19 protein-coding genes are annotated in these 21858 nt (G+C 35.2%); 13 read left to right on the forward strand and 6 right to left on the reverse strand.

Features of this window, described 5'->3' with window-relative positions; translation table 11 throughout:
- Positions 1–210: 210 nt before the first annotated feature.
- On the forward strand, positions 211–1077 hold the full coding sequence (locus ABE048_RS07155; protein ID WP_430310214.1) for a YtnP family quorum-quenching lactonase: 867 nt from the start codon (positions 211–213) through the stop codon (positions 1075–1077).
- A gap of 117 nt (positions 1078–1194) precedes the next feature.
- On the opposite strand, the gene ABE048_RS07160 is transcribed toward ABE048_RS07155, so the two are convergent.
- A complete protein-coding gene (locus tag ABE048_RS07160) occupies positions 1195–1509 on the reverse strand; it encodes a hypothetical protein (RefSeq protein ID WP_430310215.1) in 315 nt (104 codons plus the stop codon).
- Between the two features lie 181 nt (positions 1510–1690).
- Here ABE048_RS07160 and ABE048_RS07165 point away from each other — a divergent pair, with 181 nt between their 5' ends.
- The 9 genes from ABE048_RS07165 to ABE048_RS07205 all read left to right on the forward strand — a co-directional run bounded on the left by ABE048_RS07165 (position 1691) and on the right by ABE048_RS07205 (position 12269).
- Positions 1691–2761: a M42 family metallopeptidase gene (locus ABE048_RS07165; RefSeq protein WP_430310216.1), complete on the forward strand. Its 1071-nt coding sequence runs from the start codon at positions 1691–1693 to the stop codon at positions 2759–2761.
- Between the two features lie 105 nt (positions 2762–2866).
- Positions 2867–3394 carry a DUF84 family protein gene (locus tag ABE048_RS07170; RefSeq protein WP_430310218.1) on the forward strand — a complete coding sequence of 176 codons (528 nt, stop codon included), beginning with the start codon at positions 2867–2869 and terminating at the stop codon, positions 3392–3394.
- Between the two features lie 311 nt (positions 3395–3705).
- Entirely contained in the window at positions 3706–4017 is a 312-nt protein-coding gene (locus tag ABE048_RS07175) for a thioredoxin family protein (protein WP_430310220.1), read from the forward strand.
- 27 nt (positions 4018–4044) lie between these two features.
- Positions 4045–4860: a DUF1444 family protein gene (locus ABE048_RS07180; protein ID WP_430310222.1), complete on the forward strand. Its 816-nt coding sequence runs from the start codon at positions 4045–4047 to the stop codon at positions 4858–4860.
- Positions 4857–5465 (forward strand): YtpR family tRNA-binding protein, encoded by a 609-nt coding sequence (ytpR, locus tag ABE048_RS07185; RefSeq protein WP_430310224.1) that lies wholly within the window; start codon positions 4857–4859, stop codon positions 5463–5465. The genes ABE048_RS07180 and ytpR overlap by 4 nt, the downstream gene beginning before the upstream one ends.
- A 275-nt stretch (positions 5466–5740) precedes the next feature.
- Positions 5741–9172, forward strand: coding sequence for a DNA translocase FtsK (locus ABE048_RS07190; RefSeq protein ID WP_430310225.1), 3432 nt, complete (start codon positions 5741–5743; stop codon positions 9170–9172).
- Between the two features lie 366 nt (positions 9173–9538).
- Positions 9539–10843, forward strand: coding sequence for a UDP-N-acetylmuramate--L-alanine ligase (gene murC, locus ABE048_RS07195; protein WP_430310227.1), 1305 nt, complete (start codon positions 9539–9541; stop codon positions 10841–10843).
- A gap of 388 nt (positions 10844–11231) precedes the next feature.
- Positions 11232–11696 (forward strand): DUF948 domain-containing protein, encoded by a 465-nt coding sequence (locus ABE048_RS07200; RefSeq protein WP_430310229.1) that lies wholly within the window; start codon positions 11232–11234, stop codon positions 11694–11696.
- 15 nt (positions 11697–11711) lie between these two features.
- Entirely contained in the window at positions 11712–12269 is a 558-nt protein-coding gene (locus ABE048_RS07205) for a YtxH domain-containing protein (protein WP_430310230.1), read from the forward strand.
- 45 nt (positions 12270–12314) lie between these two features.
- Here the strand turns inward: ABE048_RS07205 and ABE048_RS07210 are convergent, their stop codons facing one another.
- The gene (locus ABE048_RS07210) at positions 12315–14471 is read right to left on the reverse strand and encodes a cell division protein FtsA (protein ID WP_430310231.1); all 2157 of its coding nucleotides are present in this window, start codon (positions 14469–14471) and stop codon (positions 12315–12317) included.
- 178 nt (positions 14472–14649) lie between these two features.
- Here ABE048_RS07210 and ABE048_RS07215 point away from each other — a divergent pair, with 178 nt between their 5' ends.
- Both ABE048_RS07215 and ccpA read left to right on the forward strand, forming a co-directional pair.
- Positions 14650–15735: a bifunctional 3-deoxy-7-phosphoheptulonate synthase/chorismate mutase gene (locus tag ABE048_RS07215; RefSeq protein WP_430310232.1), complete on the forward strand. Its 1086-nt coding sequence runs from the start codon at positions 14650–14652 to the stop codon at positions 15733–15735.
- Between the two features lie 121 nt (positions 15736–15856).
- Positions 15857–16855, forward strand: coding sequence for a catabolite control protein A (gene ccpA, locus ABE048_RS07220; protein WP_430310233.1), 999 nt, complete (start codon positions 15857–15859; stop codon positions 16853–16855).
- Positions 16856–16948: 93 nt separating this feature from the next.
- Here the strand turns inward: ccpA and aac(6') are convergent, their stop codons facing one another.
- The 4 genes from aac(6') to ABE048_RS07240 all read right to left on the reverse strand — a co-directional run bounded on the left by aac(6') (position 16949) and on the right by ABE048_RS07240 (position 19915).
- Positions 16949–17383, reverse strand: a complete 435-nt coding sequence (gene aac(6') / locus ABE048_RS07225; protein WP_430310234.1) for an aminoglycoside 6'-N-acetyltransferase — start codon at positions 17381–17383, stop codon at positions 16949–16951.
- Between the two features lie 63 nt (positions 17384–17446).
- A complete protein-coding gene (locus tag ABE048_RS07230) occupies positions 17447–18643 on the reverse strand; it encodes an acetoin utilization protein AcuC (protein ID WP_430310235.1) in 1197 nt (398 codons plus the stop codon).
- On the reverse strand, positions 18610–19260 hold the full coding sequence (locus ABE048_RS07235) for an acetoin utilization AcuB family protein (RefSeq protein WP_430310236.1): 651 nt from the start codon (positions 19258–19260) through the stop codon (positions 18610–18612). Before ABE048_RS07235 ends, ABE048_RS07230 begins: the two co-directional genes overlap by 34 nt.
- Before the next feature lie 22 nt (positions 19261–19282).
- Positions 19283–19915, reverse strand: a complete 633-nt coding sequence (locus ABE048_RS07240; protein ID WP_430310237.1) for a GNAT family N-acetyltransferase — start codon at positions 19913–19915, stop codon at positions 19283–19285.
- Between the two features lie 187 nt (positions 19916–20102).
- Here ABE048_RS07240 and acsA point away from each other — a divergent pair, with 187 nt between their 5' ends.
- Positions 20103–21821, forward strand: a complete 1719-nt coding sequence (gene acsA, locus ABE048_RS07245) for an acetate--CoA ligase (RefSeq protein ID WP_430310339.1) — start codon at positions 20103–20105, stop codon at positions 21819–21821.
- Positions 21822–21858: the final 37 nt, after the last annotated feature.

Genomic DNA, 21858 nt, shown 5'->3' on the forward strand with positions numbered 1-21858 from the left:
ATAGTTTCGTTGCATTAGTATACCCTTCTATGATTTAAATAAACAGAAAAGGAATTTTGTTGATAAAAGTATTTAATTTATTCTATTATAGAAAATTTTGTCTTTTTATCATATAAAATAGTACAATATTTTTTAAACATGTTACAATTATGTGAAGCATCATTCATTAAATTATAGATGCAATGATTTAAACAAAGGGGGATCTTAAGTATGGATACATTTCAATTTCATGACATGAAACTAACTTGGCTAAATGGGGGTGCCACTTTTTTAGATGGTGGAGCAATGTTTGGTGTAGTGCCAAAGCCATTATGGTCACGAAAATATCCAGTGAACGACAAAAATCAAATCGAATTACGAACAGATCCAATTTTAATTCAATATCAAGGAAAGAATCTACTAATTGATTCTGGTGTTGGTAATGGAAAATTTACGGACAAGCAGCTTCGAAATTTTGGCGTAGCAGAACAATCAGATATTGAAGCTGGCTTAAAAGAGTTAGGTTTAACTACGGATGATATTGATTATGTCTTAATGACACATTTGCACTTTGATCACGCTTGTGGATTAACAAAATGGCAAAATGAAAAATTTGTGTCTACATTTGCAAATGCTGATATTTTTGTTTCACAAATTGAATGGGATGAGATGCGTGAGCCGAATATTCGATCAGCAAATACATATTGGGAAGTCAATTGGCAACCAGTAGTGGATCAAGTGAAGACATTTGATGGACAATTTGAAGTGTTACCAGGAATTTTAATGGTTCATACTGGAGGACATAGTGACGGCCATAGTATTATCCGATTAACACAAAAAGGAGAAACCATTTTACACATGGCAGACATCATGCCAACCCATGCACATCAAAACCCACTATGGGTACTAGCTTATGATGACTATCCAATGACATCCATATTTGCCAAAGAGAAATTAGTGAAAGAAGCGCTAGATAATGGATATTGGTTTAGCTTCTATCATGATGCTTTCAAACGCATAATTAAATGGGATCAAACAGGAAAAGAAGTAATTGATGAATTATCTTGTTCAATCGAATCCCGTACAACAGCCTTATAAAAAGAATATTATCCCTACACAATGTGTGGGGTGTTTTTGTGCTGAAATAGAAAAATCCTCAACTCATCCATAGAATAAGTCAAGGATTAAAATGTTTATCAATCAATTTACTTTTTCTTATACTCTAACCAAATCGACAACAGTTCCCGTTCTTGCATCAGCTGCAAATTCGAAATTTACAGTTTCACCTTGTTCAACTCGAGAAATGCCACCTTTGTAAATAGGAATTTCAATATTTTCTTTGTGGAATGTTTGAGGCTCCATGAAAATCCATGATCCATCAATAGGTCCTTGCGCTTTAAATGCATCTTTAATATCTTCTAAAACGCGATTGGCATTTTTATATGGATTCACCTTTTCACTTACTTCTTTAATGACATATGTTGCTGCAATTCCTGTTACTACTCCTAGTAAGAAATCGTTCAGTTTCATCAAATACGCCCCTTTCTGTATATGAACTTAGTTTACCACATCCATTTAAGAGTGTGACAATAAGAAGGCGTTAAGAGAGGCTTTTTTGTGAAAATACCATTTCGATATGCGAAGTATTGTGGTGGAATTTTTCCACTTTTTTGTCTACAATAGTAGGGAATGCTCTAAGGGAGGCTTATTAATGAGACAAGATACGTTAGAAATGTTTAAGACACTTACAGAATTACCAGGTGCTCCAGGTAATGAGCATGCGGTGCGCGCTTATATGCGACAAGAATTATCAAAATATGCTGACGAAATTGTACAAGACAATTTAGGTGGGATTTTTGGTTTAAAAAAAGGTGACGAAAATGGTCCGCGTATTTTAGTAGCAGGCCATATGGATGAAGTAGCATTTATGGTTACTCAGATTACAGATAATGGAATGATTCGTTTCCAAACACTTGGTGGTTGGTGGAATCAAGTTATGCTTGCTCAACGTGTTGAACTTTATACAACAAAAGGGCCTATTCCAGGCGTTATTTCTTCAGTACCAAAACATTTATTAACAGATGAAATGCAAGCAAAACCAATGGAAATTAGTAATATGCTAATCGATATAGGTGCAGATGATAAAGAAGATGCAATACGAATGGGAGTTCGTCCAGGACAGTCTATTATTCCTGTATGTCCATTCACTCCGATGGCCAATCCAAAGAAAATCATGGCAAAAGCATGGGATAACCGTTACGGCTGTGGTTTAGCAATTGAATTATTAAAAGAATTAAAAGGTGAAAAACTTCCAAATACATTGTATTCAGGCGCCAACGTCATGGAAGAGGTTGGATTACGAGGTGCAAAGGTCTCTGCTAACATGATTAAACCAGATTTGTTCTTTGCATTAGATGCAAGTCCTGCAAATGATGTTTCAGGTGATAAAAATCAATTTGGTCAATTAGGTAATGGTCCATTACTTCGCATCTTTGACCGTACTATGGTAACGCATAAAGGTATGCGGGAATATGTATTAGATACAGCTGAATCAAATAATATCCCATATCAATACTTTGTATCTCCAGGTGGTACAGATGCTGGTAATGTCCATATCTCAAATGATGGTGTACCAAGTACGGTAATCGGTATTTGCGCACGCTATATTCATTCACATGCGTCTGTTATTCACACAGATGATATTGATGCTGCAAAAGAATTAATCGTACGACTTGTAAAAAATGCAGATCGTTCAACATTAGAAACAATCCTTAACAGTTAATTGAAGAGGGTCTGGCATGTGGAGCTAGATAAAAAAATTTGATATATTAAAGGGAGATTTCCACCTGGAAATTTCCCTTAATTTTTATAGTTAGGAAGTGTCAAGATGAAAGTAGGAATTGGTACGACAAATAAAGCAAAAGTAGGTGCAGTACTTACCGTAGTCACTAAACATTTTCATGATATATTGACATTTGAACATATTTCAGTGGATTCAGGTGTTTCTTCACAACCAATGTCAACTGAAGAAACACGAATTGGTGCTATAAATCGTGCTAAAAATACATTGGCAGAAACCAATTCTGATATTGCCTTTGGTTTAGAAGGTGGCGTCACAATGATTGGTGACACGATGTACTTATGTAATTGGGGAGCATTAGCTATTACAAATGGACAAGTACTAACTGCTGCTGGAGCTCAAATCCCATTACCAAAGGAAATAGCAGTACAAATAGCCGGTGGTCGTGAGTTAGGACCTGTAATGGACGATTTTGTACATCAATTAGATACTCGTCAAAATGCAGGAGCTATTGGTATTTTCACAGATGGTATGATTGATCGAAAAGAAATGTTTGAACACATTTTACTACAGTTAGTTGGACAATATTTTTTCTATGAAAAATACGCAAAATAACCAGATAGTTCAGGATAGTTGCAAGGACCCATCAGGCATCTTACAATAAAGCTAGTCCAGATTGAATAGAGGAATTACATATGCTCAGTCATACCAAGCTAGCCTTTTTGAGTGTGTTGTTGATGAATATTGCAGCATGTGCCAATCAATAGATTCTCAAATGTTGTAACGATTTTCAGATGCAAATACTGTGTCTTCGAACATTTACAATTTTATCCACCAGGGACGTACTCGTTATCTATTAAACTGAGCGAATGAAAGAAAGCTAATTGCGCTTTCGATACAATAAAAATACAAGTGAGGCTATGAAAATGGAAAGTTTAAATTCAGTGGAACAATATAACTCATTAAAAAAACAAGGAAAACATGTCTTCTTATTTACAGCTGGATGGTGTCCAGATTGCCGATTTATCGAACCATTTATGCCTGAAATTGAAGAGAAATTTAGTGAATACACATTTATGTCTGTAGATCGTGACCAATTCATCGATTTATGTGGAGAACTTGATGTTTATGGTATCCCAAGCTTTATTGCTTATAACAACGGAGAAGAAACTGGACGTTTTGTTTCAAAAGATCGCAAAACACAAGCAGAAATTGAAACATTTTTACAAGCTCAATAATTAGTAAATAGAGGAGTGAGTTACCAGATGAGCGCACAAGAATTAGTCAATATTTTAAAAGAGCGTCTAGGAGAAGCTCACTTTGAATGGAAACTAGATTCAAAAACAAACAAATTAAGATTAGAGCATCTTGAAATTGGAAAAGGTATGGATCTTTTTTTAGGGGATGTTCTGACAAAGTATGATACACGTAAAGAAAAAGCAATTGATGAAGTGGTCTATACGATTGAGCAAACCTTTGCAGCGATGAAAAAGGAAAAAGAAACTGGCTTTCAAGAGTTGACGAATATTTACCCTGTTATTCGCTCGGGGTCTTTTTCGAAAAAATCAAAAGAAGGGCATGCCTTTATCACATCAGAACATACTGCTGAAACGCGAATTTACTATGCTTTAGACCTTGGAAATACCTATCGATTAATCGATGAAGAAATGGTTAGAAAACTTCAATTATCGGTTGAACAGATGAAAGAATCTGCACGTTTCCAAGTACGTAAGTTGCCAACTAATGTTAAAAAAGATGAAGTTGCAGGGAATGTCTTTTACTTTTTAAATGAAAATGATGGCTATGACGCAAGTCGAATTTTAAATGATGCCTTTTTAACAGAAATGCGTGGTAAAATTGAAGGTGACATGACCGTTTCGGTACCTCATCAAGATGTACTGATTATCGGTGACATTCGCAATAATACAGGTTATGATGTATTAGCTCAAATGACTATGCACTTCTTTACAGTAGGAGCAGTGCCAATTACATCACTGTCCTTTGTTTATGAAGAAGGTCGTTTAGAGCCCATCTTTATCTTAGCGAAAAACAGAGTGAAAAAGGAGCAAGAAAAACAATGATCGTATCGTATAACAAAGCGCATGTAGGTGACGTTTTACTCGTCCAGTTAATTACAGAAGCGATTGTCAAAACGGAATTAGAAAGACATGGAGATTTAGTATTACTTAAAGAGGAAGCAACAGGTGAAGTGAAAGGTTTTAACCTTTTTAATGCTAGTCAATATGTAACTATTGAAGAAGTTGGAAATATTGAAATAACAAAAGAGCTTATTGCAAAATTAGAAGAAGCCATTGCGAAAAATGGTGCAACATTAAGTCTAGATGTTGACTTATCACCTAAATTTGTAGTTGGTTTTGTTAAAGAAGTTGGAGAACATCCAAATGCTGACAAACTACATATTTGTAAAGTTGATGTCGGTGAGGATCAATCATTACAAATAGTTTGTGGTGCTCCTAATGTTGCAGAAGGACAATATGTAGTTGTTGCTAAAATTGGGGCAGTAATGCCATCAGGTATGGTAATCAAAGAATCTGCATTACGTGGAGTTGATTCTTACGGTATGTTGTGTTCAGCACGTGAATTAGCTATCCCAAATGCTCCTCAAGTTAAAGGGATTATGATTTTAGATAATGATGCAGAAGTAGGTTCAGCATTTAAATTTTAAACTAAATATTTTTAAATAATGAAATACAACAAACAAAAAAGTGTCTTACTTACAAAAAGAGTAAGACACTTTTTGTATATTTCAATAGAAATACTAAATCCCTCATACTAAATGACTCTTTCAGGATAGTGAAATATTCCCGCAGATTTTTTCGAATTAACAAATTCCAAGTAAAAAAATAAGGATATCTGACAGAATCGTCTCAAACGCATTGCATGAAAGCCTTTATTACTGCTAAAATGGAGGCAATGATTTAGAAAAGAGTGGTGCGTAATATGAGTTGGTATAAAAAAATCATCTCTCGAGTTTTAGGCGACGAGATCGAAGAAACTTCAACAACAAATAATGCTAATTACAATGACAACAAAGAACAACTATATAAATCATTTGATGAATTTGAAAATGACTATGAAGAAGAAATTCCATATATAGATGATCAATATGAACAACAACCAAGACAACAAGTACATAGTGCTGAACCCAATTTTTTGCGTAAAAGAGAATCATTTAAATTTCCAATGATTCCTGATGAAAATAATAGAAAAGAGCAGAGGATAAGCCCTACTGAACGAACTGACATTGAATCGCAGAATAGAAGCGTAGATCTACCTGAATGGATGCAAAGTGAAGAATCAATTCATCCTGTTCGACAACAGCAATCATCACAGGCTCTATATCAGGAACCACTACAGCCTACAAACCGGCGCCCAGAGCAGTATTCTCCATTTGCCCGAGAACCACATGGCTTAAAAGGGGTAGTGGAAAAGCCGAGTAGGGAAAACTATAATCCATTTAATCCGAGTGGAACAAAAAATGTAAAACCTCAAAGGAAGAATGCGAAACCAAGTGTGGAGCCAAAAATAAAACCAAGTACGAAATCAACCACAAAACCTAATACTAGGGTTGCTGATGATCAGGTAAAAGAATCAATTGTACCAATAAAGAAAAAATTTGTACCTACAGAAGTTCCTTCACCCATTTATGGCTTCCAAAAACCGCCTAAACGAGGGCGAAATATTTTTGACTTATTAGACGAAAAAGAGAAGGAAATAGACAAAAGTAGTGAACAAAATAGCTCAGAACAAGCTGCATTTGAAGAGGTAGCTGCTACAACTCTACAAATAGAAAATAAAGTAGTGGCATCATCTATTCTTACAAGTTCTCATAATAGTTCAGACGTATCCAGTGAAAATATAGAAACGATATCAGTAAATGAAAGCGTTACGAAAGTAGTAGATGACATTTTAATTTCTAGACAAGATGATGAAAAAACAGTTGAACAAATAAAAGAAATTGAAACCGACCAAGTAGTACAAATGGAAGAAAAGGATGGACAGGTTCAAAATGAAGAGGTTCAACATATAGTTGAAGAAACAACTGAATTTCATCCTCAGTCTCAAATTCTTATAGAAGAAAAGGTGGTTGAAGAAGAACCGTTTGATGAAGCGTTGGATTCGACGTCGATTACAGTTCAAAGTGCTATAGAAAACAGTGTTGAAGCTGCTAATCCTATTTCACTATCAATCAATCCAGAAGAAAAAAATACAAGTGTTAAAGAAGGATTATCGGAAATAATTTCTGAAGCAGATGAAATAATGAAAGAACTAGATGGAATGATTGAAGAAGAGTTAAGTTTAGAAACAGAACTCTTAGTTGATGATCATGACCATCATGTGGAAGAAATTTTTGAAGATAATATAACTAATGCAGAAAAAAGCGAAATAAAAAGCGATTCTGAAAATAGGGAAGAACAACAAGAAGAACTTAAACAAACTGGAAGTCGAGTACCTTTTAATGTCGTAATGTTAAAATCTGATAAGAAAAAAATGGAACAATCCATCACTCAGGCCATCGCATTACCTGGTACAAAATCTTGGGGTATAGCTTACACACCCCCAGTTGCTAGCTCACCCGTCATTGAAGAGAATCATACTTCAAATGATGAACATAAGGATTCTTACATCGCAGAGCAAGGAATCAACGAAAATGATGTCATGCAAGATGACGAATCAGCGGCTACTACGATAGAACCACCTTCAATGCAAATAGAACAAGAAGAACATGAGGAACAAGAAGAACAAGAAGAACAAGAAGAACAAGAAGAACAAGAAGAACAAGAAGAACAAGAAGAACAAGAAGAACAAGAAGAACAAGAAGAACAAGAAGAACAAGAAGAACAAGAAGTACAAGAGGAACAAGAAAAACAAGAGGAACAAGAAGAAAATCTAGATACTTTAGAACAACAAAGTAATATTATAGAAGAACAAAAACCATCTATTTTAAATGAGCACCTTGAAGAAGCTCTTACTTATCTTGAACTTCCAGAAGAACAAACAGAGGATTTTGAATGGATGGATGCACAGGGTGAAAAATTGATTGAGGCATTATCTTATTTCCAAATTGAAGGGGAAATTGTACAAATCGTTCAAGGACCAGCAGTAACCCAATTTGAGATCACTGTTGGACACGGGGTTAAGGTAAGTAAAATACGAAACTTAGCTGATGACTTAAAATTAGCACTTGCTGCAAAAGACATTCGTATTCAAGCACCAATTCCAGGGAAAAGTTCAATCGGTATTGAGATACCAAATCGTACTTCTCGACCTGTCAGACTTTCAGAAGTGGTGACCAGTGAATCTTTTGTTGATTCCAAATCACCTCTTGAAGCGGCACTAGGATTAGACTTAACTGGGGAACCTGTTACTATTGATTTACGTAAAATGCCACATGGAATGATTGCTGGAGCTACTGGTTCAGGAAAATCTGTGTGTATAAACTCACTTTTAATTAGTTTACTCTTGAAAGCTAGTCCGCAAGATGTAAAATTGATGTTAATTGATCCAAAAATGGTGGAACTTGCACCTTTCAATCATATTCCCCATCTAGTAAGTCCGGTTATTACAGATGTCAAGGCAGCGACTGCTGCACTTAAATGGGCTGTAGAAGAAATGGATCGTCGTTATCAACTGTTTGCTCATGTTGGTGCACGTGATATTACTCGTTATAATAAAATGGTAGAAAATGATCGTAAATTCTCTTTGAAAATGCCTTATCTTGTAATTGTGATAGATGAATTAGCAGATTTAATGATGATGTCTCCACAAGAAGTGGAAGAGTCGATTTGCCGTATTGCACAAAAAGCTCGTGCATGTGGTATTCATCTTGTATTAGCAACACAACGTCCGTCTGTTGATGTCATTACTGGCCTGATTAAATCTAATATTCCAACACGAATTGCATTCTCTGTATCATCAAATGTGGATTCTCGTACGATTTTAGATAGTCAAGGTGCTGAACGATTATTAGGTAGAGGAGATATGCTATATTTAGGTAATGGTATGTCTGCACCAGTTCGCGTACAAGGTACTTACGTCACAGATGAGGAAATTGAAGCTGTGACAAATTTTGTTCGCACACTAGGTGAACCTGATTATATTTTTGAACAAGATGAGCTACTCAAAAAAGTAGATTCTATTGAAGATCAAGATGAACTGTTCGAAGAAGCTTGTCGTTTTATTTGTAGTGAAGGTTCAGTATCAGCATCATCTCTTCAACGAAAATATCGTATTGGTTATAATAGAGCAGCTAGATTAGTGGATATGATGGAGGCTCAAGGGTTTATATCAGAATCTAAAGGAACAAAGCCAAGAGACGTATTTTTAACAGAACAAGATATAAATGAAATATTTGGTTCTAACAACGCATAAATTTTATGGATTTAAGCATATTTTCTCTAATTTAAGTAGAAAATAATAAGGAATTAGTGTTTATTTTAGAACAGGGAAAAATCGTGCTATAATGGTAGATGTTTTAATTTAGAAGATAAAGAATAGAACTTACTATATTCGTAGTTTGAAAACAAAGGTAAGTTTCATAGGTTAGGGTAAACCAATCAATGGATATTCGAGTCATTGATAAAGTCTAGTGACAACTCAAAAACTTGAAGAACAAGAGGGTTTGCTTGATTGGATGTGCTTATGAAGCTAATCTAATCAAGAAGTCACCGTTTAAAGGTGAGCAGTTCATAGATTTGATTATTCAAGGGTAAGGAAACTTTCCCAGGAGGTTTCAACATGACAGTTTATCATTTTACAGGAATTAAAGGTTCAGGAATGAGTTCACTTGCTCAAATTTTATTTGATTCAGGAGAACAAGTACAAGGATCAGATATAGAAACATATTTTTTCACTGAAGAACCACTAAGACAACGTAACATTACAATTTTGCCATTTAACGAAGATAATATTAAACAAGGTATGACAGTTATTGCAGGAAATGCTTTTCCTGACAGCCACCCAGAAATTGTGTACGCTAAAGAATTAGGCGTTGAAGTAATTCGTTATCACGAATTCTTAGGTAGCTATTTAGAAAAATTCACCTCTGTTGCTATTACAGGTGCTCACGGTAAAACTTCTACTACAGGTTTAATGGCTCATGTATTAGAAGGTGCTAATCCTACATCATACTTAATCGGTGATGGTACAGGTGGCGGCGCTAAAAATGCACAAAATTTTGTTATGGAAGCTTGTGAATATCGTCGCCATTTCCTTGCATATCATCCAGACTATGCAGTTATGACAAATATCGATTTCGATCACCCAGACTACTACAAAGATGTAGAGGATGTTTTTGATGCATTCCAATCAATGGCACTTCAAGTTAAGAAAGCTATTATTGCATGTGGTGATGATGGGCATTTACAAAAAATTAAAGCAAACGTTCCAGTAGTATACTACGGTTTTGGAGCTGAAAATGATTTCGAAGCACGTAATGTGGAAAAAACGACATCAGGTACTTCATTTGAAGTTTATGTTCGTAACGAGTTTTATAACAAATTCTTTATCCCAATGTTCGGTGACCACAATGTGTTAAATACTTTGGCTGTTATTTCACTTTGTCATTATGAAGGACTTCCAGCAGAGCTAATTCAAGAACGCCTTCATACTTATCATGGTGTAAAACGTCGCTTTACAGAAACAGATTTTGGTGAACGTACATTAATCGATGACTATGCACATCACCCAACTGAAATTAGTGCAACGATTCAATCTGCACGTCAGAAGTTCCCAGATCGTGAACTAGTGGCAATTTTCCAACCACATACTTTTACTCGTACACAAGCTTTCTTGCAAAACTTTGCAAATAGCTTAAGTCAAGCTGATTGTGTATATTTATGTGATATTTTCGGATCAGCACGTGAAAAAACGGGTGCTTTATCAATCCAAGATTTAGCTGATTTAATTGAAGACAGTCAATTATTATCAATGGATCGTATTCCAGAATTACTAGAACATAAAGATTCTGTGTTCTTATTCATGGGAGCTGGAGATATTCATAAATTCCAAGAAGCATTTGAGGAATTATTAAAAGTAAAATAGAGTGACAATGGTCATCTATTAAGCGAAACTGTAGAAAACAAATTGTTATATGTTTTCTACAGTTTTTTATTAATTTCTATGTTAAATTAGAATTGTAGCCAATTTTTTTAGTAAAACTCATTAACTCAATATGTACTTCTAAGAATTAGCATATTACAAAGATTAAGCATACATACTACATGAATTTTGGAATATTAATTAGAAGAATATTTCAAGGAATCAATTTCATCATGCAAATATAAAATATCAATTTTTATTAGTGTTTTATTGGGATAATATTTACTATGGCAGGATATAGAAAAAATTTGTAGAATGTAATTAGGTAAGTGATGTTTAAATACACTTATTTTGTGGAAAAATCCATATAGAGAGAATGGGGGTATTAAAAATGATAGTTATTCTATACATTGCAGCACTGGTAGCCGCTCTTGGTTTTCTAGTATTATGTATAAGTTTAGCAATGACATTGAATTCATTGAAAAAGACAATGAACAATGTTGCAAATACAATGGCGGGCATTGAAGGCCAAATGGAAGGAATCACTCGAGAATCAACAAGCCTATTAGAAAAAACAAATACGCTTGCTGATGATATTCAAGAAAAGTCTCAACAATTGAATTCAGTAGTGAATGCTGTTAAAGGTTTTGGGGATTCTGTAAATGGATTAAGTGATTCAGTGAAGAATGTAACTTCATCTATTAATACAAATGTAACGAAAAACAGTGATCAAATTGCTCAAGTAATCCAATGGGGAAATGTATTTATGGGAATTCGTGAAAAGATGAAAAAGCAAAAAGCCACTGAATTCGATACAATTGACCAGGATGCACCAATGAAAAGAAAACGTAAATAATAAGGGGGTACAAGCATGGTACAACAAAAACCAAATTACAGTGAAGTTAGAAATGTAGGCTATGAAGAAAACGGCCAAACATATTTACCACAAACATATGAAAGACGATCTGAATCTTTATATTCAAATGATGATGGAAGCGTTAATATAAAAGATTTTATTATCGGTGCTTTTGTTGGGGGAGTAGTTGGCGCAGCAACTGCATTATTCTTAGCTCCAAAGGCTGGGAAAGAATTGCGTAGCGATGTAGCTGTTCAAGCAAGTCAACTAAAAGAAAAAAGTGCTGGCTTTACTTCATCAGCAAAAGAAAAAACAGTGGAACTATCTAAAAAGGTTCAAGCGCAATCTGGTCAATTGGTTGATAAAGTGAAATCTTTAAAATCAACTACAACTCCTCCATTTGATGATGGTACTGTTTCATATGAAGGTGAAGAACCATTAGATATCATGGAAACAATGGAAAAAACAATTGCTGAATACGAAGCTGAAAACAAAGAACATACAACTGTCAGCGCTGCAATTGAAGAAGCTTTAACAGAAACAACTGAAAAAGAAGAAAAAGAAACAAATTAATACAAAGGAAAAAAGCACTACAGAGAATACTCTGCAGTGCTTTTTCTATGGAGTTATGGTAGCAGGGATAAGATGGATTGTTAGTTGATCCCCACCAAATATTTCAGCATCAAATTGAGAAGGTTCACCATTTCGCAATATTTCAAATGTACCTTTGAAATTTGTAGGTAATTGCCAATTTGAGAAACGGAAGACATCTTGATAAATCCAGTTAGATACTTCAGCTACTAAAAACTGAATTTGATCTTCACTATGAATTACTGACATTACATTTGCGTGCTGGCCGTTTACTAGTAAATCGAAGCATTGTTTTTTTAACTCCAATTGTTCATTTTGGAATGATATGAAGATTCGATTTTCTATTAACATATTTAAATGTTCAGCTATTTCACTTACAGTTGGATTACTTCGATAGTGAATACTAATCTTATCTCCATTCTGTATTTGGAAATAAGGTTTCACAGGTTGATTGTTTACGAGAATTTCGTTATTGAAAATTGGTAATTGTATAGCTTTACCATCTATTGAAATTGAAAATGGTTTAAGCTGATCTAGTATTTTTTCTTTCCCTAACCATTTTAAAATTTGCTCTACATTCTTTGCTGTTTCTATTTTTAAATCATCACCATCTTGAAGCTCAGTATCCAATTCAGCAGGTTGTCCATTTAATGTTAATCTTGGCCCAATTGAAAATAGTTGGTCATTAACGTATATATTACATTTTTCTTCATATTCGATCATTTCTTGAATGGTTGCCTTTGCCGGTTCACCATTGATTCCTTCAATCAGTTCTATTACATCGCCGTTTTGAATAGAATGTGTAGTTGTAGTTTTTTCTCCGTTTACAAAAATTTCGGTAGGGCTGCCATGTCCACCAGGTACGAAGATATCTTGCCCATTCACTTTAACACACATAGCCAATCCAGGTTTTCCATATAATTTATTAATACTAACATTTGCTGCTAATAGTGCATCTGCCACAGTCATTTCTTTTAATTCGAAAAGTCGAATGATTTGATTATTTACTTTTACAGCCATGTATTTGATCGGTGAAGTTTTTGCGGAAATAGCAATACCAATTGGCGTGACAAGTTCAGGTGAAGCTGGAACATAATCTTCACGAGTAAGTTGTTGGATTGCATCGATTCCTCGAACTGCTGCGCGATTTTTTGGGATTTCAAGCGCTTTACATATTTCATCTGTAATTTCTGGAGTTAAACTGCCTCCACCTACAAGTAAAACTGCTTTTGGCGCTACATTGCTATTCAGACGGAGAATTTCATTGCCGATTGCTGTTGCAAGAGATGTGACTGCAGGACGTAAAACATCTATTATTTCATTTTTAGAGAAAAGTTGCTCAAAACCCAAAATATCTGAGATGGTAATTTCCTCGTTTGTAGACAAGTCACGTTTTACTTTTTCTGCAACGGGGAAATCTAATAGATAGTGATCACTTAATGCCTCTGTAATTTCATCACCAGCTGTTGGTACCATTCCATATGCTGTTACAGTTCCCTTATTTGTAATTGCAATATCGGATGTTCCAGCACCGATATCTACAAGTGCAATATTTAATCGACGCATTGTCGAAGGAATTAAAGCATTAATTGCTGCAATAGGTTCTAACGTTAATCCTTCCATTTCCAAATCAGCACGTTTTAAAGCTGCTAGTAGCGATTCTACGACGACTCTTGGTAAGAATGTAGCAATTACCTCTACTTCTACTTCCTCGCCCTGTTGATCCATTAAACTCCCAATTTCTTCATTATCCAATCGGTAGTATAAAACAGAATAACCAACGCAATAATAATGATTACCGTTATTGTTTTCTTTATGTTCAAGTAATTGTTGTTGTGCCTTTTGTACAGCTGCTAATTCTAAGCGATTAATATCATCTTCTGTAATTGCTGGGCGATTTTTAATATCTAATGTAACCGACGCTTGTTCCGTTTTTAAAGCCCTTCCGGCAGCTGCTACACTAACTGAGTGAAGAGGGCCATGTTTTTCTTCTAATTGTTCTTTAATATGTTGGATGACTGTAGCAACGTGAAGTATATTATGTATTTGGCCATCTACCATAGCGCGTTCCTTGTGTTCTTCTGCAATTAAATCTACTACATGGAACTGGTTATCTTGTTCCTCTAAAATAATACCAACAACAGAACGAGTTCCTATATCCAATGCAAAAAGCTTTGAAGCCACATTTACACAACCTTTCTAGCATAAAATAAGTACACTAACTTTATCGCGTTGAAGCGCTAAAGAAAAAATGCGTGACATTCATGGTGGAATTGATTATAATGTTCCTAATATCATAAAATGTATCATAGTTTTCAGACTTCTGAAAGTACCTGATACGAGGAAGAGAGGAGAAACGGCAATGAGTCATCAAAATTTAGATCACTTACGTGGCCGCGTCGATGAATTAAACCTTGAAATTTTACGTTTAATCAACGAACGTGCTGAAGTAGTACAAGAAATTGGAAAAATCAAAGAGAAACAAGGTGTCAACCGTTATGACCCTCTTCGTGAGAGACATATGTTGAATCTATTGAAAGAAAATCATCAAGGTCCGTTAAGTCAAGGTACAATTGAACACATTTTCAAAGAGATTTTCAAATCGGCTTTAAAACTACAAGAAACAAATCATAAGAAAGAATTATTGGTATCACGTAAACGTAAACCTGAAGATACAATTGTTACAGTAAACGGTGAACCAATTGGTAAAGGAGCACCTTCATTTGTCTTTGGTCCATGTGCTGTAGAGTCTTATGAACAAACAGCTGCTGTAGCAGAATCTATTCAAGCGAAAGGCTTAAAATTAATGCGTGGGGGTGCTTATAAACCTCGTACATCACCATATGATTTCCAAGGTCTAGGTCTTGAAGGATTGAAAATTCTGAAAGAAGTTGGACAAAAATTTGGTTTAGGTATTGTTTCTGAAATCGTTACACCATCTCACTTAGAAGAAGCTTTAGACTACATTGATGTAATTCAAATCGGTGCACGAAATATGCAAAACTTTGAATTATTAAAAGCTGCAGGTGCTACAAATAAACCAGTGTTATTAAAACGTGGGATTGCTGCAACAATTGATGAATTCATCAATGCGGCTGAGTACATTATTTCTAAGGGGAATGACCAAATTATCCTTTGCGAACGTGGTATCCGTACTTATGAAAAAGCAACACGTAATACATTAGATATTTCGGCTGTTCCAGTTTTAAAACAAGAAACACATTTACCAGTCTTTGTAGATGTAACTCACTCAACTGGTCGTCGTGATTTACTTCTACCTTGTGCAAAAGCGGCTATTGCAATTGGTGCTGATGGTGTTATGGCAGAAGTTCATCCAGATCCAGCAGTTGCATTATCTGATGCTCAACAACAAATGAGTATTCCTCAATTTGATGATTTTTATAATCAAATCCAAAATTTCATGAAAAATTATCAAGTTCAAGCGTAAATTTAATAAATGACTTTATAGGTGACGATTCGAATTACCAGAATCGTCACTTTTATTTTCTTGAAAATCGCTTCCAATTTATCGTATCATTAAAAGAAGATAAGAAAAGGGGTGTCATCAAGTGACCGTAACAATTTATGATGTTGCACGAGAAGCAAATGTTTCAATGGCAACGGTTTCTCGCGTTGTGAATGGAAATCCAAACGTTAAACCAACTACAAGAAAAAAAGTGCTCGATGTTATTGCACGATTAGAGTACAGACCTAATGCGGTCGCTCGTGGCTTAGCAAGTAAGAAAACGACAACTGTTGGCGTTATTATTCCAGACATTTCAAATATTTTCTATGCAGAATTAGCTCGTGGTATTGAAGATGTTGCGACAATGTATCATTATAACATCATTCTTTCAAATTCAGATCAACGAGAAGAAAAAGAATTACAACTATTGGACAATATGTATGGAAAACAAGTAGATGGAATCGTAATGATGAGTGATCAAGTAAATGAAGAATTACAAAACAAAATGAGTCACTCACCAGTTCCAATCGTTTTGGCAGGTTCTATTGATGAATCAAAGACAGTGTCTTCAGTGAATATAGACTATTTACATGCTGCATATGAAGTAGTTAAACGATTTATCGATAATGGTCATAAACGAATAGCCTATGTATCTGGACCATTTACATCTACCATTAATAAGAAATATAAATTTGAGGGCTATAAAAAAGCATTAGAAGAAGCTGGTATTGAATTAGATGAAAATTTAGTAATTGCTTCTGAGGATTCTTATGATAGTGGACTAGAGGACTTTAATACTCTAAATAATCTTACAGAACCACCTACAGCATTTTTTGCAGGTAGTGATGAGTTAGCAATCGGCATTATTCATGGTGCACAAGATTTGGGTAAAAAAATTCCTGAAGATTATGAAGTCATTAGTTTTGAAAATACAAAATTAGCGCGTATGGTACGCCCGCAACTAACGAGTGTTGTACTACCACTTTATGATATTGGTGCAGTTTCAATGCGTTTGCTAACAAAATATATGAACAAAGAACATGTAAATGAAGCAAATGTTATTTTACCACATCGTATAGAAGATAGAAATTCAACAAAATAAAAAAAAGACTGTTTCATTTTCCATTTACTAATGGGAAAGAATCAGTCTATTTTATTTTTATACTAAAATATCACTTATCAGTATAAATTGAGGTTAAAGTTTTTTAGTAAAACATATAATCCGATTTGCCTCTGTAAATCCTAATTTTAAGTGCATGACTAGACTTTCTTCGTTATGTAATTCGCAATCACTTGCAAATTCCATACATCCTTTTTGTTTTGCCCATACTTCACAATGAGTTACTAGTAATCTTGCATAGCCTTGCTGACGAAATGATTCTTTAACAAAAAGTCCTTCTAAGTAACCTACTGGATTAGATTCCGTTCCTTCAACATAATCATTTCGTAATTGACATTGTGCAAAGCCAATCGCTTCATCCTTATAGAAAGCCAAAAAAATTGCTGCATCTTTAGAAGAAATATATTGTCGCATATCAATTGTAAATTTCTCTATAGAATTATTTGGCCAAAGAAGTAATGCTAAATCTGCAGCAATATTAGCTTCCTTTATTGTTGCTTGTTTGAGCATAAAATTGCTCCTTTTAAATTCATTTCTTTATGATAAGTTTAAATAAATGTCTGGTTGTCGTACTTAAATCGATTCTCTTTTTTCTGATCGAATTTGATATAATGCTTTCTCGAGAACTTGATGATTTTTTTCCGTGATTTCAGCTTTTCGAGGTATGGGCTCATAAAGTTTTTCGGGATCCATCCAAGTAGGAATGAGTGTCACTGGTGCTTCTTGTTGCCATTTATCAATCCAATTTTCAGGAAGTTTCCCTGTTGGTACTGGCTGATCAGTCATCTCTGTCCAAATTAATGACCATGCACGAGGTACCACTCTCCAAATATCATAACCGCCGCCACCAACTGCAATCCATTTACCACCACAAAATTCATGAGCAAGTTCATGAGCAAGCTTGGGAATCTCTTTATAAATATTCATCGTTCCATAAAGATGCGTTAATGGATCAAAATAATGAGCATCTGCACCATTTTGAGATAGGATGACATCAGGTTTAAAGAAAGCTGTAATTTCACGAAGGGCGGTTCTATAGACATCTAAAAATGATTCATCTTCTGTGAATGCATCAATTGGAAAATTAAAAGATGTTCCATAGCCTTGTCCACTACCTCTTTCAGTAACAGCTCCTGTACCTGGAAATAGATATCGACCTGTTTCATGAATCGATACAGTGCAAACATTTGGGTCATCATAAAAACTCCATTGTACACCATCACCATGATGTGCATCTGTATCAATATATAGAACCCGTGCGTTATATTTCTTCTGCATATATTTAATCGCTACAGTACTATCATTATAAATACAAAAACCTGAAGCTCGACCTTTGAAACCATGATGAAGACCTCCCCCAAGGTTCAATGCGTGCTGTGATTTGCCTTGCATGACATAGTCACAAGCTGTAAGTGTACCACCAACAATCATTGCACTCGCTTCATGCATATTGGGGAAGATTGGAGTATCTTCAGTTCCAATTCCAAAAGCCTCGCCCTGTTTGCCTGTCAGTTCTCCATGACCTGCTAATTTAACAGCTTCTATGTAACGAAGATCATGCCCCAAAAGTAGCTCTTCTAAGGTAGCTGTCCTTGGCTTTACAATATCCGCTTCGTCTAGTGCATTAATACTTGTTAGAAGGTCTATTGTTAATTGAAGTCTTTTTTGGTTAAAAGGATGAGTATCAGAAAATTTATAGTCTAATTGATCTGCAGAATAAACAAAAATCGCTTTTTTTATTGGCGATTGATGCCCGGCATATTTGGCCATAGCACATCAAATCCTTCCTTGCGTAAATCATCAATGATTGATAGAGGATTCATGATTGTTACACGAATTGATAGAATTTTTTGTTTCTCATCTTGTTTATCAGGATAAACTAACACACTTAAAATACTTGCATGATGGTTTGTGAAAATTTGGGTAATTTCATGAAGTGTACCAATTTTATCGCTAACGCGGATCTCAATTTGAGAACTAGGTTTTGTGGCACCTGTAATTTCAATGTATGCGTACAATAAATCGGTTCCTGTAATTATACCGACTAACTCCCCTCCGCTTACGATAGGCATGCAACCAATCCGGTGTTCATATAAAATCAATGCTACTTCTTCGATAAAATCAAGTGGATGTCCTACAATTGGTTGGGAAATCATCACGGTTTCTAATGTTTGTTCGTATACCCTCTCATCTTTATTTTTTAAAAGAGAGGAAGGGAGTGCGTTTTTCAGATCTCTTTCTGTAATAAGTCCCACTAATTTGTTATGATTATCAGTTATTGGTAAATGTCGAATTTTATGTTCTTTCATAATTTTGACAGCATCTTTTATCGTATGAGATGGCTGCAATGTAATAACATTGGTATTCATTATTTCTTCAACTAACATCATATCACCCCTTCTTTAATCATCAGTACATATAACGATTCATAAAACGTAATTGATCAAACTTTTCAATTGAATCTTGATCGACTCGCCTGCCGATTCTTACCATTAAACAGTTAGCGGGATGAGAGGAAATCTCAGGATCATCCGTTGCGGCTACTTCCAAACCACCAGCTTGCATCATTTTCTCCATTACTTTACGGTATTCCCACACATTAAGACCCGTTCTTTTTAGATCCCAATGCCAGTAATATTCTGTTGTGATCACAATGTAATCTTCCATCGCATCATCCATCATTGATACTTGGAGTATACTTTTTCCCACTCCAGTTCCACGGAATTCATGTGCTACTTCGATAGCGCCTAATTCTATTAAGTTATCCATCTTCCCCTCTGACCAACGTTCCAGAGGATCTGGATAAAGAAAAGTAGCATAAGCAATAATTGTCTGATCCAATCGAGCAATAATCATTCGTCCCTCAGGTAGTTTTGAAATCTCTACAATAGCGGAAAATTGTTGTTCTGGTATACGAAAAGCTGTCAATCCGTCATGAAATTTGAGCTTTTGAAGACTTTCGGTTGCAACAGGGCCTTCCACTATAATTGTTCCGAGGGGAGATTCTAACTTTTTTGAATAATATGTTCGATGATGTTCCATTCATTCACCTCCTCATCCATTTTTAATTTATTATACATGAGCGAAGTAGAAAAAAATCTCCTAAATGAGAAATTTATGTGTATTTATATTATTCTATAAAATTATTAAATTATCTATTAATTTTTGTTATACAATAGATATTAACTGTTATATAATAGATGGTAATAGTTGAAATAAGGGGGTATTGATATTGAGGATTGAACCGTTAGTGGTAACAAAAGGTGAATATCAATTACATGACTATGATGAAGTAAAAGCAACCTTTGATTGGAAGGAGACAGAACAAGCCTTTAGTTGGTCAAGTACTGGTCGAGTTAATATGGCATATGAAGCCGTAGATCGCCACGCTGAATCCGAACTACACAACAAAGTTGCACTTTACTTTGAAGATGGGACGAGAAAAGAATCTTATACTTTTCAAGACGTTAAGAAATGGACCAATAAGGCTGCAAATGTATTTCAACAAGCAGGTTTAGAAAAAGGGGATCGTCTATTTGTCTTTATGCCACGTTCGCCAGAATTATATTTTTCAATTTTAGGTAGTATTAAAAAGGGGATTATTGTAGGGCCGCTCTTTGAGGCTTTTATGGAGGGGGCAGTATATGATCGATTAAGTGATAGCGGAGCAAGTGCATTAGTAACAACACCATCATTATTAAAACGAGTGCCACTAGATCGTCTCCCTCTTCTTAAGACAGTATTTCTTGTAGGTGAAAACATTGAAGAAACTGAACAAATTAAGGATCTTCAAAAACTTTTAATTGAGGCTGAATATGAAACTGAAATTGAATGGGTTAATAGAGAAGATGGTATGGTATTACATTATACATCTGGTTCAACTGGAAAACCTAAAGGCGTATTGCATGTGCACAATGCAATGCTTCAACAATTTCAAACTGCTAAATGGGTGCTTGATTTAAAAGAAGATGATATTTATTGGTGTACCGCAGATCCAGGATGGGTTACTGGAACAGCGTATGGCATTTTTGGTCCATGGTTAACCGGAACAACAGTTGTAGTGATAGGTGGTCGCTTCTCACCACAATCATGGTATAAGGCATTACAAGATTATGGTGTGACGGTTTGGTATAGTGCGCCTACTGCTTTTCGTATGTTAATGGGTGCAGGGAATGATATTCTTAAAGACTATGATTTATCTGCTTTACGTCATGTATTATCTGTGGGTGAACCGCTAAATCCAGAAGTAGTTAAATGGGGAAATCAAGTACTTCAACATCGTATTCATGATACATGGTGGATGACTGAAACAGGTGCCCAAATGATTTGTAACTATCCTTGTTTGGAAATTAAACCAGGTTCTATGGGTAAACCAATTCCAGGTATTAAGGCAGCAATTGTTGACGACCAAGGAAATGAGCTACCACCATTTACAATGGGGAATTTAGCATTTAAAAAAGGATGGCCATCAATGATGCGTCAAATTTGGAATAATCCTGAGCGTTATCAATCCTACTTTTTAACAGGGGAGTGGTATGTATCGGGTGATTCTGCATATATGGATGACGATGGTTATTTTTGGTTCCAAGGGCGAATCGATGATGTAATCATGACATCAGGTGAGCGAGTTGGCCCATTCGAAGTTGAAAGTAAGCTCCTAGAACATCCGCTAATCGTTGAAGCTGGGGTAATTGGTAAACCAGATCCTGTGCGAGGAGAAATTATTAAAGCATTTATTTCTTTAAAAGAAGGGGTTAAACCATCTGCTGAACTTGAAGATGAAATTAAACAATTTGTGAAAACTGGTTTGGCAGCACATGCAGCACCTCGCGAGATTGAATTTAAAGATAAATTACCTAAAACACGAAGCGGAAAAATTATGCGACGTGTTCTAAAGGCATGGGAACTTGATCTCCCAACCGGTGATTTATCTACAATGGAAGATTAGAAAACAAAGCAAGAACTTAATGTTGAACTTATGATAT

The sequence above is a fragment of the Rummeliibacillus pycnus genome, from assembly GCF_050459865.1.
GTDB lineage: Bacteria > Bacillota > Bacilli > Bacillales_A > Planococcaceae > Rummeliibacillus > Rummeliibacillus pycnus_B.